11 protein-coding genes are annotated in these 14976 nt (G+C 45.3%); 7 read left to right on the top strand and 4 right to left on the bottom strand.

Annotated features, from left to right (window positions below; genetic code table 11):
• The 7 genes from AC1DCV_RS35135 (at window position 1) to AC1DCV_RS35105 (ending at window position 9284) form a co-directional block, all read left to right on the top strand.
• Window positions 1-1620 (top strand): MBL fold metallo-hydrolase, encoded by a 1620-nt coding sequence (locus AC1DCV_RS35135; protein ID WP_477027572.1) that lies wholly within the window; start codon window positions 1-3, stop codon window positions 1618-1620.
• Between the two features lie 12 nt (window positions 1621-1632).
• The gene (locus AC1DCV_RS35130) at window positions 1633-3045 is read left to right on the top strand and encodes an FAD-binding oxidoreductase (protein WP_477027571.1); all 1413 of its coding nucleotides are present in this window, start codon (window positions 1633-1635) and stop codon (window positions 3043-3045) included.
• A 20-nt stretch (window positions 3046-3065) separates the two neighbouring features.
• Window positions 3066-5147 (top strand): aminotransferase class I/II-fold pyridoxal phosphate-dependent enzyme, encoded by a 2082-nt coding sequence (locus tag AC1DCV_RS35125; protein ID WP_477027570.1) that lies wholly within the window; start codon window positions 3066-3068, stop codon window positions 5145-5147.
• A gap of 10 nt (window positions 5148-5157) precedes the next feature.
• The gene (locus AC1DCV_RS35120; protein ID WP_477027569.1) at window positions 5158-6255 is read left to right on the top strand and encodes a 4-hydroxyphenylpyruvate dioxygenase family protein; all 1098 of its coding nucleotides are present in this window, start codon (window positions 5158-5160) and stop codon (window positions 6253-6255) included.
• A gap of 20 nt (window positions 6256-6275) precedes the next feature.
• Complete coding sequence (locus AC1DCV_RS35115) at window positions 6276-7925, top strand: cyclic peptide export ABC transporter (RefSeq protein WP_477027568.1); 1650 nt, start codon at window positions 6276-6278, stop codon at window positions 7923-7925.
• A 41-nt stretch (window positions 7926-7966) separates the two neighbouring features.
• On the top strand, window positions 7967-8683 hold the full coding sequence (locus AC1DCV_RS35110) for a thioesterase II family protein (protein ID WP_477027567.1): 717 nt from the start codon (window positions 7967-7969) through the stop codon (window positions 8681-8683).
• Between the two features lie 250 nt (window positions 8684-8933).
• Window positions 8934-9284, top strand: coding sequence for a hypothetical protein (locus AC1DCV_RS35105; protein ID WP_477027566.1), 351 nt, complete (start codon window positions 8934-8936; stop codon window positions 9282-9284).
• Between the two features lie 179 nt (window positions 9285-9463).
• Here AC1DCV_RS35105 and AC1DCV_RS35100 read toward each other — a convergent pair whose 3' ends face one another.
• The 4 genes from AC1DCV_RS35100 to AC1DCV_RS35085 all read right to left on the bottom strand — a co-directional run bounded on the left by AC1DCV_RS35100 (window position 9464) and on the right by AC1DCV_RS35085 (window position 14966).
• A complete protein-coding gene (locus AC1DCV_RS35100; RefSeq protein ID WP_477027565.1) occupies window positions 9464-9814 on the bottom strand; it encodes a hypothetical protein in 351 nt (116 codons plus the stop codon).
• A 140-nt stretch (window positions 9815-9954) separates the two neighbouring features.
• Window positions 9955-12588, bottom strand: coding sequence for a phosphoenolpyruvate synthase (gene ppsA / locus AC1DCV_RS35095; RefSeq protein ID WP_477027564.1), 2634 nt, complete (start codon window positions 12586-12588; stop codon window positions 9955-9957).
• A 21-nt stretch (window positions 12589-12609) separates the two neighbouring features.
• Entirely contained in the window at window positions 12610-13065 is a 456-nt protein-coding gene (locus AC1DCV_RS35090) for a MarR family winged helix-turn-helix transcriptional regulator (protein WP_477027563.1), read from the bottom strand.
• 242 nt (window positions 13066-13307) lie between these two features.
• On the bottom strand, window positions 13308-14966 hold the full coding sequence (locus AC1DCV_RS35085) for a RagB/SusD family nutrient uptake outer membrane protein (RefSeq protein ID WP_477027562.1): 1659 nt from the start codon (window positions 14964-14966) through the stop codon (window positions 13308-13310).
• Between the last annotated feature and the right edge of the window lie 10 nt (window positions 14967-14976).

Genomic DNA, 14976 nt, shown 5'->3' with positions numbered 1-14976 from the left:
ATGAACCCACAGCTTTTGTATCTAAAGCCAAATGTGATTGTTGGCCCGCTCGTAGACAGATGGTATGCATGGACCCATCTGATCTCTCCCGCTACAGCTGCCATGAATGTGGTAGGGAGACACCTCAAAATCATGAACTCGTATATCCAGTCACCACAGATACACGCGGCGGCAGTGCGTAATCCGAAAATGCTGGGCGGTCCTTTCATGGATTATAAAGGGCAGCGCGTAGATGAAGTAAAGAAGCTGAAAGCAGAAACAGAGATCAGGCAGGAAAAAGCGATTGCATTTGCAAAGGCAATCGTGGAGCTGGACAAAATGCTGAAAGCAAATGCCAAAGGTTCCTCGCTGGAGTCACTCTATGATAAAGTACCTGATATTTTGAAGGGATATGTTGAACTGGTATATGATCTCAATAACAACCCGGCTTACCGCGTATTTGAATCATTGCTGTATAAGAGTGAATTCTATGCCAAAGGCTCACAGAGTATCGCCTTATGGATCACCAATAATGATGAACGTCCATTCTGTCTGAGTACCCCACAGCTGGATGATCCTGATACACTGCACCTGGATATTCCATTTGATCACGCAGGAATAGATGTACTGAGCAGGATGAGAAGAACACCGGGATCAGTAGATGAGATAGCGGCTATTCTGGGCGTAGCGGACAAAGACAGGGAGTTGTTTAATACCTTCTTTACAGAAAAGCATCATCCTGCCTACAGAAAGTATACCGGTGACAAGGCCCGGATGCGTTATTTCGGGCATGCCTGTATACTGATTGAAACAAAAGAGGTGAGTATACTCGTGGACCCGCTGGTAAGTTATTATGGATACGAATCCAGTGTGGAACATTTTTCTGACATTGACCTGCCTGATGTAATCGACTATGTACTGATCACTCATAATCACCAGGATCATATTGTGCTGGAAACCTTGCTGCCACTGCGTCATAAAATCAAGAACCTGATCGTACCGGCTACCAACAGCGGTGCATTACAGGATCCCAGCCTGAAGCTGGTATTCCAGAGCATGGGTTTTAACAATGTAATAGAGATTGATGAACTGGAAGAAGTCCGTTTCGGAGATTGTGTGATTACAGGATTGCCATTTACCGGCGAGCATTGTGATCTGAACATCCGGGCAAAGACCTGTTTTCATGTGGCATTAGATCATTTCAAATTCCTTTTTGTAGCAGATTCGCGTGTGCTGGAAGCTAAGTTGTATGAGCATATACAACGGGTACTGGGAGATGTGGATGTATTGTTCCTGGGTATGGAGTGTGAAGGCGCACCGCTATCCTGGCTGTATGGTCCGCTACTCACGGAAGACATCACCCGTGACAATGATCAGTCGCGCAGGCTGGCAGGTTGTGACTATGAACGAGGTATGCACCTGATCAATATATTTCATCCAAAAGAAGCCTATGTATATGCGATGGGACAGGAACCATGGCTGGAATTTATCAGCAGTATTAAATATACCCCTGAGTCAAAGCCCATTGTGCAATCCAACCTGCTGGTAGAAGAATGCGCGAAGCGCAATATACTGACAGAGCGGTTATTTGGAGAGAAAGAGCTGTTATACGATTATGAAAGACAAGCAGTGTTAGCCTGATAAACTGATTGAATGATGACATCCGATAACTCTATTAGTGCTTTAACTCCACTGGTCAGCGCCCTGGAAGATATCTGCGGCTCCCGGTATGTATTTACGGATGCCGGTTCGCTGCAGGAATACGGAAAGGATCAAACCCTTGATCTCAGTTATGGATTTGAAGTACTTGTTAAACCCGGTTTGCCGGAAGAGGTAGCCCGTATCCTGGAAGTATGCAACCGGTTTGGTATGCCTGTAACGCCGCGTGGCGGCGGAAGTGGCGTCACCGGTGGGGCATTGCCGGTGTATGGTGGCGTAGTGTTGTCGATGGAGCGTTTCAACCAGATCCATGAAATCAATGAACTGGAAGGATATGTAATAGCCGGTTCGGGTGTGATCACTGCCGACCTGGTACAAGCCGTAGCCGGGCATGGTCTTTATTTCCCGGTAGCTCCCAGCAGCAGTACTTTTTCTTTTGTTGGCGGAAATGTAGCGATGAATGCCGGCAGCATTAATTCCTGCAGATATGGGAGCACCGCTGATTATGTCATGAACCTGGAGGTGGTATTACCTGGTGGAGAGATCATCTGGACAGGCGCCAATGTAAGTAAGAACAGTAGCGGATTTAATCTCACCCGTTTATTCGTTGGCAGTGAAGGCGTGCTGGGAATTATTACGAAAGTAGTATACCGGCTGCTTCGTCAGCCGATGATGGAGGTATCGTTGCTGGCAGGTTTCAGTAGCCTGGAAAGCGCCTTTGACGCTGTACTTGCTATCCGGCAATCTTCTCTGTCACCATCAGCTGTAGAACTGATTTGTGATGATGCCCTGCAAATCACGGCCGCCTACCTGGGGCATCCGCAACCACTGGTGAAAGATGGTATCCATGCGCACTTGCTGATAAACCTGCAGGAAGCTACCGACCCCCATCTGGTATTGGCGATGGAACAAACAGCGACGCTATTGGAAAGGTATACAAAGGAAGATATCCTCACCGCCGGCAATGCAGCCGAAATGGAAAAGCTATGGAAACTCCGGTTCAGCATAGGTACAGCACTTACGCATGGCAGCCGCCGGTACCGCGACATCGATATCTGCGTCCCTTTGCCGGTGCTTCATCAGTATATCACAACAGCAATGGCTATAGGCAGCAGGAATGGCATTCGGGTCGTTTGTTTTGGTCATGCACTGGATGGTAACATGCATACCATGCTGCTGCTGGATAAAACAACCGCACATGATGAGAAGGGGATGGCAAAAACAGTTGAAGAAATATATACCTGGGCACTGGAACATGGTGGGGTAATATCAGGAGAGCATGGCATCGGGCTATTGCAGAAAAACCTGATGCACCTGCAGTTCTCAGATACACATCTCAGGTTGATGCAACAGATAAAGGCGGTATTTGATCCCAACGGCATACTGAATCCCGGAAAAATTATTTAATCCCATTTAAATTAATATCGATGCAACAGTATATTATTAACCAGGACTACGAAAGTTATACAAGTGAAGACCATCACACCTGGAGAACCCTTTGTCAAAGACAGGGCGCCCTGGATCAGAGCAAAATATCCCGTGACTACCTTCAGGGATTTATTAACCTGGAAATAGACAGGGAGAAAGTGGTACGCATAGAAGATGTAAGCAAACGGCTGGAAGACATTTCAGGATGGACGCTGGTGCCGGTTACCGGACTGCTGCCCACGAAAGATTTCTTCTACATGCTCATCAACAAAAAGTATCCCGTTACCGTGCCGCTCAGAAAGCCTGCAGAACTGGATTTCAGTGAACAACCTGATATCTTTCATGATATCTGTGGACATCTGCCGCTGCTGACCAATGAAAAATTTACACGTTTCCTCACAGCTTACAGCATCATCGCCATTAAGTATATCAACCATGACAGGGCCGTGGAGCTCCTGGGCCGGTTATACTGGTTCACCTATGAAATGGGGCTGATCCATGAAGATGGCCAGCATAAACCATATGGCGGCGCAGTTATCACCTCTGCCGAGGAAATCGGTAATGTTTACAGCGACAAAACGCCAAAGTATGCATTTGACCTGGAACATATTTTCAAGACCCTCTACAATCCATTCAAACTACAGAATGAATATTTTATCATCAATTCATTTGATGATCTTTTCAACTGCCTGGAGAACCTGGAAGCTACATTGCAACAGCATCTGCTGTTGACGGCGCCGGATCTTGTACTGAGAAACTACCACGTTAATACGCATCTCGGCAAAGGATTCAATAATGTGATCGGATTTTTGAATGATATACAATATCGTTTTCCCAAAGCACTTTCATTTGTTGCCGGTCAGCCGGATGAGAATTTCTTTGACATTACAGATCATATGTCAAAATTTGATGTATTCGTAGATCACCTGGTAGCAAAGACAGGTCAGTCAAGAAAAAATGTCATTAACAAGATCGGCCAGTATAACAAAACGAAAGGTATCGTGAATGACATCGTTGCAGAATATCTCCGCAGGGATGAGAACATTTATGTAAAAGAAGAAGATATCCTGATGACAGTAGGAGCGCAGGAAGCATTTGCCATTATTGTATCTGCTATATGTGAGCGGGAAGATGATGTGATCCTGGTGGAAGATCCCAGTTATATAGGTCTCAGCTCTTTCGCAAAGATATTTGATTATAATATCACTGGTGTTTCCACCGATGAAGAAGGTATCAATCTACATGAGCTGAAAAATACGCTGCTGGCGCTCAACAGTGCAAGGAAAAGAGTGAAGCTGCTGTATGTGATCCCTGACTATCAGAATCCTTCCGGGTCCTGTATGCCTGTGGGCAACCGCCTTAAGCTACTGGAACTGGCAGAGAAATATAATTTCCTGATTATAGAGGACAGCGTTTATAACAGTTTTACCTACGCACAGAAGAAAAACCCTACGCTGAAATCGCTCGACAAATTCAACCGGGTAATTTATGTGGGCTCTTTCTCTAAATCGTTGTTTCCTGGCCTCCGTTTGGGATTAATAGCAGCAGATCAACAGATAGAAAATGCCTACGGCGAAACCGTACCATTGATCGATGAAATGGTAAAGGTAAAGGCGCAGCTGACAAACAATACCCCAACTATTAACCAGGCCATCCTGGGAGGTGTGCTGTTGGATCTTGATTATAGCCTGAGTACCTGGAGCAAACCTAAATTTGAAAGTTATAAGGAAAAGCAGCTGGTGATGATCAACGCCCTTGACAGGTATATCGGCGCATACGAATGGGCCAGAGAAATTAGCTGGAACAGGCCGGAAGGTGGTTTCTTCATCAAAATGACGGTGCCTTTTGCCATAGATAACAACAGCGTATTTGAAAGCGCGAGCAGGTATAATGTCATCTTCTGCCCCATGCGGTATTTCTATCTCAAATCAGGTGGAGAGAATGAAATCCGTTTAACCTTTTCCAACCTGTCCATCCAGGCCATTGAACAGGGCGTAAAACAACTCGCGGATTACCTGCACCACATGGTAGCTGTAAGTTCCAAAGCTGAAATGGCAGAAGCATCCGTTTATAATCTTTAAAATATTCCATATGACTAATAACTTTCTGAAAGGTTACGATATTGATTATGTTGAGATATACACCCCGATGGCCAAAGCACTGGCCTACTGGCATACGCAGGCATTGGGCTTTGTGATCACGGCGGTGGCGGAAACCATCAACACTGCTTCCTATGTGCTGGAAAGTGGAGATGTAAGGCTGGTACTCACCACCTCTTTTCCAACAGGACATACACTGATCAGTAACGAAATAGCCACCTTTATTGCCCAGCAATACTGTGGTGTCAGGAGATTTGCTCTGGTGACCGACAATGTACGGAAGGCTTTCGAACACAGTATCACCCATGGTGCTATACCATCCAGGTTTCCTGAGATCCTGTCGGATGAATATGGACAGGTAGAAGAAGCGGCGGTAAAACTGTATGATAACAGCGAGATTGTATTTATAGACCGGTCTTCCTATCAGGGTAGCTTTAAACCCGGTTACAAAGCACGGAAGAGCAAAGCCGGTGGGCCGGCCTACCTGGTAGCCGTAGATCATATTGCCGCAGAGGTGAGGATCAATGAGATTGCCTACTGGACAAAATATCTTACCAACGCCATTGGTACGCAGCATGTGCAGAGTATTCAGCGGAGTGAAGACAATAGGACCGGCATGATCCTGAACATTAATCAGTCGCCCGATAAAAAGCTGACGCTCGTGATGGCAGAAGCGGAAACGTATCTTCACAAGTCCAAGGTACAGCAGAACATTGACCGTTTTGGTCCGGGCATCCATCACCTGGCTTTCCTGTCGGAAGATATTGTGGCTACTACCAAAGCACTCATTGAAAAGGAAGTAGACTTTGTTAGTTTCCCGCCGTCCTATTATACCCTGTTGCGCGAGAATCCGGACTTTGCCGCTATGGACATCGACTTGTTGCAGGAGCACGGTATATTGATCGACAAGGAAGAAGATACCTATCTGTTGCAGAAATTTATCAAACCTATCAGCGACAGGCCCTTTTTTCTGTATGAGATCGTACAGCGTGTGAATGGATACAATGGATTTGCACTGAAGAATATCAATGTGCTGAAAAAAGCAGAAGAGATAGAAGTGATGAAAGCAGAAACAAATACGGCACAATAAGGCCAATACAACTGAATATTATGAAGCAACTATGGAAAATGGTATTGCCATTGACCGGCCGGTGGGGATTGGTGAAATATGTAATGACGGGTATCTTTTCTGGTCTTTGCAGTTTCCTGTTCATCAATATGGTCACCAGGGTGATAGGGCTATTGATAGCCGGTGGCCTTACTGGCATCAGCCGGGAGTATATTATTATTTTTGCGGCCATCATCCTCTTGTTCATCTGGACAAGAAGAACATTGTCGCTGGCCATCATACATCTCTCTCAACAGTTGTTCTGGAAGTTGCGTAAGCAAATCCTTTCCCTGATGTTAGGTGCCGGTTACCGGCAGATGGCGGAGAAGAAGCCACATATTTATGCTGTGATCGTGAATGATGTGAATATACTTACGCAGGCATCGCTCAGTATCATTGATTTTTTCACCGCCACCGTAATGGCGCTTTCCTGTTTGGTATACCTGGCGTCTGTGTCATGGGTGCTGTTCCTGATTACACTCGCTTTTGCGCTTACCGGTGTAGCGATCTATCATTTTACCGCCAAAAAAAATACAGGTGATTTCCAACGGGCGAGAGGGCTGGAAGATGATTTTATCAAACAGTTCAATGCTATTCTGAATGGATTCAAGGAGATTTTTATGGAACCCCGTAAAGGGAAAGCCATTTACAATAAACAGATTGCTGTGATCGCAGACAAAGCCTATCGTGATAATGCGGCCGCCTTTACCGGTTTCCTGAACAACCAGATTACCGGGCAGATACTTTTTTATATTTTGATATCTTCCATCCTGCTTTTCTTCAGTATTGTACTGCATGTAAAACCCGATAACACAGTAAGTTTCATATTTACGCTGTTATACCTGCTTACATCTATAGAAACGATCATGGTATTGTTACCAACCCTGAGCAGGGCAGGAGTAGCCTCTGGCAGGCTTACCAGGCTGAAAACTGAACTGGAAGCCGCCGGACAACAGCAGGAAGAGGCAGCACAGTATATCAGGCGCGCCGATTTTGATCAGATCACCACGACAGAACTTGAATTTAGCTACGCAGGAGACGCACCCGGTTTCGGCATTGGTCCGGTAAATTTTGAGATCAGAAAAGGAGAGGTGATATTTATCTATGGCGGCAATGGCAGCGGAAAAACAACATTCGTTCATACTTTGCTGGGCCTGTGTATACCTACCGGAGGAGAGATCCGGTTGAATGAGATCCTGATTACACCTGACAACTACAATACCTATAAAACCTGTTTTGCAGTAGTATTCAGCGACTTTTACCTATTCAATGAACTGGTAGGTCTGGAGCATCCGGATATGGCCAAATGGCACTATTATCTGAAGTTGTTTGAAATGGAAGGCAAGATCAAAATGGAGGGAACCGGTTTTTCCACCACCGATCTTTCTACCGGGCAGCGGAAACGGCTGGCACTGATTGCAGCCCTACTGGAAGAGAAACCGGTGCTGATCATTGATGAATGGGCCGCTGACCAGGATCCGTACTTCAGAAAAAAGTTTTATACAGAGATCATTCCTTTGCTTAAACAGGAGGGGATTACTATTATTGCGATCACACATGATGACAGGTACTATCATTGTGCAGATAAAATATACCGGATGGATTACGGTAAACTGATTGAAGAGGATATTACCATTTATGCGGAGGCCTGATCACTTATTTTTTATTGTATAAACCCATGTAGATATTTCTCATGAGAACGATTGATCTTTATTGCCTGCCTTTTGCCGGCGGAAGCAAATACTCTTACGTGAATGCGATGGCGGGAGCGCCACCATATCTCAAAGTCATACCACTGGAGTATCCTGGCAGAGGCGCCAGAATACATGAGACGCCATTAACGGATATGGACGCGATTATCGATGACCTTTATCAGATCATGAGGGGGCAGGTAGATCAACGGCCATATGCCATTTACGGGCATAGTATGGGCGGAATTACAGCTTTCCTGCTGGCGCAGAAGCTGATAGCAGCTGGTCACCGTACACCACTGCACCTGTTTATTACCGGAACAACCGGACCCACCGCAGCCACCTGGGGCGAACAGAAAAGACACCTGATGGAGAAAGGAGCCTTCCTGGAGGAGATGAGGGTGCTGGATGGTATGCCGGAAGAGGTGTTAGCGGATACCGAGTTATTTGATTTTTTTGAACCTATACTTCGCGCAGATTTCCGGGTTACTGAAACTTTCCGGTATAAACCCACTGGTCTGCCGCTGAACTTACCCTTTACCGTTATCACAGGTACGGAAGAAAAAATGACCGATAACGATATCCGGTTATGGCAGGAAGAAACGGTGGCTACTGTTGACTTTCGGAAACTCCCTGGTAAGCATTTTTTCATTTTTAAACACCCTGAAAAGATATTGTCTGCCATTACCGAGAAGTTATATCCGCTCCTGAACGTGTAATACGCGCTGTTTTTCTGGTTGTCATGGAAAAAGCCATTGCATACATGTTTAATGATGCTCATTTGTGTATAAGAATTTTCAACTAAATTCATGACATGAAATACCAGGTCATGAATATACTATTGCTTAGAAATATACTTTGGGCTGAGATAACTCATTCAGTGATTTTATGACCAGATTAATAGGGCTGATTAGTCGGTTGCTGTCGCATTCGCCGCTCATACACCGACTTAAAACAGGATCGTCCGATATGGACAAACTTTCACAAATAGAACAGGAAAACAAAATTGTACTTCCTCCCATTTACAAAGAATTTTATCGGCGTTGTTCTTACGCTATATCTCCCGATTTAGTAGGAACAGACCTTCGCAATGATTATCCTGACTTAAACATAGGGGCTATTGAACTTTTAGAAGAAGATGGAGCAGCGAATTTTCTTGCTGGTGATGACTTTGTTTTTATGATGCACCAGGGATACATATTTTGGTACTTTAAAGCCGATGGCCATCCTGATCCAATTGTATTTGGATACCAGGAAGGTCGGCTAAAGCCGGATAATCTGGGACCTTTTTCTGATTTTATCAGGGAATATTATAAGTGATGATATCAGTGTTTAATGGAGCGTTGATCCGGTAAGGGCCATTGGTACAATTCCCGGATTTGTTAACCGTTCCCGAAAGACATATTAGCAAATATAAAGAAAGCAGGATTACTGAAAATAAAGAAGCCTTCAAGTGATAAGACCTGAAGGCTTTTCTGCGTTTGATAATTCCTGTAAAATCAGAGGGTAGCTCCACCTGTTGCTACTATAGCAGCAGTGACAACGATTTGCCTGGAACCTAGCTGGTACCCCCTGAGTTCAAGTACATCGCCTTCCTGTGCAGATACCTGTGTGGTGAAACCATCACTTAACTGTACGCCGTATGTGCCGGTAGTACCATTCCAAAGGGCATACAGGGCATTGTACTGGAGACCCGAACCATTGGATACTTTAAAAGAGAGCAGTACCCTTGCTCTTTTTAATTCAACATGTTTGTTGTTCTTAGCCGGAGTAGAGGAGGCATTGACAGAATAAGGGTTGACAGCGAAAAGCAGTCCGGTGATAAACAGGGAGAAAAAGAAGGTCTTCATTTTTAATAATTTTTAAAATGCTTATTAAAACTATAGTAAGTCACTGCCATAAGACTGCATCCATGAGCAGGAATACTTTTTGTTTGTAACCTGATTCGTAAATATCTATGAAGTCTGTTTTTCAAATGCTTTCTTCCTGCTCACAATATTTCTATATATCCGTCCGTTCCATTCACCCGGATGCGTTGTCCGTCTTTGATCAGTTTGGTAGCATCCTCCAGCCCAACCACTGCCGGTAAACCGTATTCACGTGCAATCACTGCTCCATGGGTCATTAGTCCACCTACCTCGGTGACAAGGCCTTTTATCAATACAAACAACGGTGTCCAGCTCGGGTCCGTAAATGTGGTGACTAATATATCATCATCTTCCAGATCCGCATCTTCCATATTTAAGATAACACGTGCCCGTCCTTCTATCACTCCGGAGGAAACGGCCAGTCCTACAATAGCTCCGGTCGGCAGATTTTCCCGTTTGTACCTGCCCGTAATGATCTCACCATCGGATGTAATAACACGTGGTGGCGTTAATTTCTCATATAATTTGTGTTCGTCTTTTCGTTGGCCGATGATCTGGTAATCCAGTTGCTGTGTACGCACTACTTCGTGGAATTCTTCAAAACGGAGATAGAAGATATCTTCTTTTTCATGAATAATTCCGGCTTGTACGAGTTGTGCTGCTTCTTTCATTAAAGCCTGCTTATAAACGAAGAGGCGATTAACAATACCGTATTTTGGATACTCACGATAACCGGCGAAAGTCCTGATCAGGTCGATCATCGCTTTTGTTTCTTTTGCTTTTTGTTCACCATCCGGTAATTGCTTCAACCGATCTAACAATGATTGTTCTTTCTCCAAAGCTGCCTGTCGCCCCTGTTCAAATCTCCGCTTGCTGGCGCCGGGTTCAAAGTTTTTGATATTACTCAGAATGATCGGGAAAAGTATAGTGGGTTTTTCGCTCCAGCGGGTTTTAGTAATATCGATTTCTCCGGCACATCGCATTCCGTATTTGTTGAGAAAAGCGTTGATGGTGTCCAGGGTTTCTTTGCCACCAGTCAGCTTCACCAGATCATCCCTGAAGTTATCGCCCCCTGAATGTTGTAAATAATGAACTACTTCCGGATAAGGACGGATCACATCCGCGATATCCAATAGTGCCAGGCCCATTTCTGACGTAATATTGTTTGATACAGATTGAGTAAGTATGTCTGCTACGTTTTTTTCATCCAGCCATTCGCTCATTTTTTCATTGATCCATGCTGCTGCATTCACCACAGCCATGATCACATCCCTATTTTGCGGATCAAATACTGTCATCCTGGATTGCTGGTTATCTTCGATAATAAAATCAAACAGCTCCGGTCCTGATTTCGTTTGGATGTTTTGTTTCAGTGTTTCTACCGATGTTTCACTACGATTAATCAGAACGGAAACGATCGCCGGATCGTTTCCCACCTGCGCCAAAATATCCGCAGCCGGCATACCTTTATGGCTTTTTAGAAGAGCGGGTCCTTTTTCATCATCCGGAAACGATTTTACAAAATCTCCCCGCTCTACAATGTTTGTCAGTGCGTCTTTTATGAGCGGATCATGTTGTCCCATGCCGTATAAAAGATTTTCCCTGGCAGCGGGTGTAGCCAACCGGTTTGTAACGTCAACAAACAACCTTCCGCCAGCTTTGTACATGGGTAAAGCAGCCCGTAACTGCCATAAAGATAATCCCAGGGGTTTCATGGGGTCGGTCATCATTTGCTGATGGCCAACAGAAATATAAACATGATTCTCCTGATCATTCCCTTCAGGCACCGGGTATAAAGTAGTAATGGGGCGACTCTGGACCATATAAAATGTATCCTCCGCCAGGCACCATTCGATATCCTGTGGACTTCCGAAATGCGCTTCGATCTTTCTGCCCAGGTGCTCCAGCTGTAAAATCTGCTCATCCGTCAGGGCCTGACAGGTCTGCTTTCCCGGCTCAATTGGCTGTTCTTTCGTACCGCCATCTTTCAGGGCATAAATGGCCAGTTTCTTGGCCGATACCTTTTTATCGATAATCTTGCCATTACTCACTTTATAGAGATCAGCGTTTACCAGGCCGGAGACCATCGCTTCACCAAGCCCGAAGCTGGCATCAATGGATAATATTTTCCTGTTGGACGTGACAGGATCGGCAGTAAATAAAATCCCTGCTGCTTCCGGGAACACCATTCGCTGCACAACTACAGCGAGATGGACGGAGCGGTGGTCGAAGCCGTTTTGAATGCGGTAAGTGACTGCCCGTTCGGTAAACAGCGATGCCCAGCATTTGCTGATATGTTGCAGGATGGCGTCCTGCCCGATAATATTCAAATAGGTGTCCTGCTGGCCGGCAAAGGAGGCGTTGGGCAGGTCTTCTGCTGTGGCACTGGACCGCACTGCAAAAGCCTCTTTTTTACCAAATGTGGTGAGATAGCCGGCCATCTCTGCTGCTATATCTCCGGGAATGGGTATGCTTTCGATAACCACACGGATTTTTGCGCTGATTTCACTGATACTTGTCCGCTCTTCTACTTTAAGGCGTGTTAATTCATCCAACAGGTTATTTAATTCCCGATGATGGCCAGTTGCTTTTTTATACGCTTTGGTGGTAACGCAAAAGCCTTCCGGCACCCGTATGCCTTCGATCCTGCTGAGTTCTCCCAGGTTCGCGCCTTTCCCCCCAACATCCGCAAGATTTGTTTTGTCAATGTCCTGAAGACTAAATACAAATGAACGTGTACTGATGTGATTCGTCATAGTTATTTATTTTGTCTGCAATTATTTGTTGTTGAGCTTATTAGTTGTTTCATCCATTATTTCAATTGCTTTTGAAAAGTAGGATTCAATGATTTTGATGTCTTTGTTTGAAAATGACGCCAGCAGCATTTCTGACTTATGCCGGAACTCTTTATAAAGGGGTACCAACAGCGCCATGATCTTTTCGGTGTTGGGCTTAATGATTACCTTGCGTCTGTCGTCTTCAGCAAATTGTCTTTTCACCAGTTTTTTCTTTTCAAACCTATCTATTAAACCGGTAACTGCACCTGTTGTTAAACCGGTTAAGTTGGAAAGCTCACCTGCGGTCATTTGCCCTTTTTCTATTAAGAATCCCAAATATTTATGGTCAGTTCCGGAAAGACCAGCCTTTCGGCCAACGGCTTCGTGCATTTGAATAGAGGCGTAGGTATAGTGCTGGCTTAGTTTTCTTATACTTTTGAGGACGTCATTTTCCATTTTATATCTTATTAGGTAAATATCTTAGTTGCTAAGATAATATTAAATTCATAATGGAGTGAAATAATTTTAGTGGATTTTACCTTTATTTTTTACATACAATAATGATGGAAGCAGGGGCGTTATCCATGTAAGCAGCGGGGATAGTGGTAGCCGGAAGTTTAATAGGATGATAGTATAAAATAAAGCAGCGGTTTCAGATAATTATCTGAAACCGCTGCTTTTAATATGGATGCATGCTTTTACCAGCCTGGGTTTTGAGCAAGGATACCAGCCGGGTATAATGCTATTTGTCCGCTTGGGATTGGCTGAAAATAATTTTTAGGATCGATGAACGTGCGTTGAGCGGTGGCTACTGTATATGGTGTGATATAGCCTTCTGCATCTCTTAACACTTTACCATTGTCAGGGACTTTGGCGCCGCGCCAGATATCCTTGTTGCTGGTATTCATGTAGCTGCCTTTGGCCCAGCGCATGAGGTCCTGGAAGCGGAAGCCGTCGAATAATAGTTCTGTTCTTCTCTCTCTTCTGACTTCCCAGATGAGAGAAGGCACCGTGGCATCTTTAGTCGGGTCTGTATATGCGGTACCGTTTACCGCCACCTGTTGCGCGCCCTTATATTGCAGCGCAGGGATGGCAGCCCGTACACGGAGGAGGTTAATGGATTTGTCGAGATCCGCCTGTGAGAAAGTGTACTGACCGAGATTGTCTAGTTCTGCTGCGGCTTCTGCGTAGTTTAGCAATACTTCCGCCAGCCAGAAAATAGGTGCGTCCGTATCGTTGTAAGGCGCCAGAGCGTTAGCTACAGCGGGTTGCAGGAATTTAGCCGGACGATAGCCGGTGCTGCTGCTGCGGCCGCTTACGAGGTTGCCGTTGTAACACAGCACCGTATCAATGGATTGGAGCAGTCGCTTGTCCCTGTTGGTGCGGGTGTTTGTCAGGTTGTCATCGCCTTTATAGAGCGGAGATAACCCGATGGGCAATCCATCGGAGCAGAGGAAGGCATCAATGGCCGATTTATTGGGCCCTCCCATGGGAGTACTGCTGGTAAGGTATCCTATTACTGAGTGGGTAAGATATCCGGGAAGATATTTCTTATACAACAGCACTTCTTTATTACCGGACAGATCAAGGGAGTTGTAAGTAGTGGTATAATCGGCGTTCAATACAGCGCCACCGGCCATTACTTTTTCGCTGGCATCTTTGGAGGCCAGGAGAAATTTGGCGGCGCCGGGCAACTGGGGATTTGTGTGGTATTTGCGCCAGGTACCTTCGTACAGGCATATCCGTGATTTAAGCGCCAACGCAATGTTGCGGTTAACGGTGTTATCCAGGTCTTTTACACGGATATTGGCTGCCGCGAAGTCGAGGTCCGCCAGTACACTGTCCATCACCACGGTGCGGGGATCACGGGGTTTATAGATATAGGCCTGATCGCTGATATCCATCGATTTGCCCAGCCAGGGTACATCGCCATAGTCTTTCACGCGGTTAAAGTAAACGAGTGCGCGGAAAAACCGGGCAATCCCTTTCCAGTGATTTTTAGCTTCATCTGAAATAGGTACCTGGTCTATTCTTTCCAGCATGATGTTGGCTTTGCGCACATCGCTAAAGCTCCAGGCGCTGGAGCTGGCAGGTACGTTCTGTGTGAATTTTGCGAAACCTGTGGGGGCCTGGTCATCAGAAAACCAGCTGAAATAAAAATCACCGAAACTGTTACCGTTACCATAGCCGGTGAAGTTCTCATAAAAAGGCCAGTTGTATGACCGGATATTATCCTCCGTCCGCCAGAAGGTGTTATCGTCAAACTGATCAGGTAATCCTTTGTCTACATATTTTTTGCAACCGGCGCCTAGTATCAGGCATATCAATATAACTGGTAAGTATATACGCTTTTTCATCTGTTGTTGG

This window comes from Chitinophaga sp. 10T418, assembly GCF_056394125.1.
Note: the sequence above shows the minus strand (reverse complement) of the source record. Positions and strands in the feature narration are given on the sequence as shown.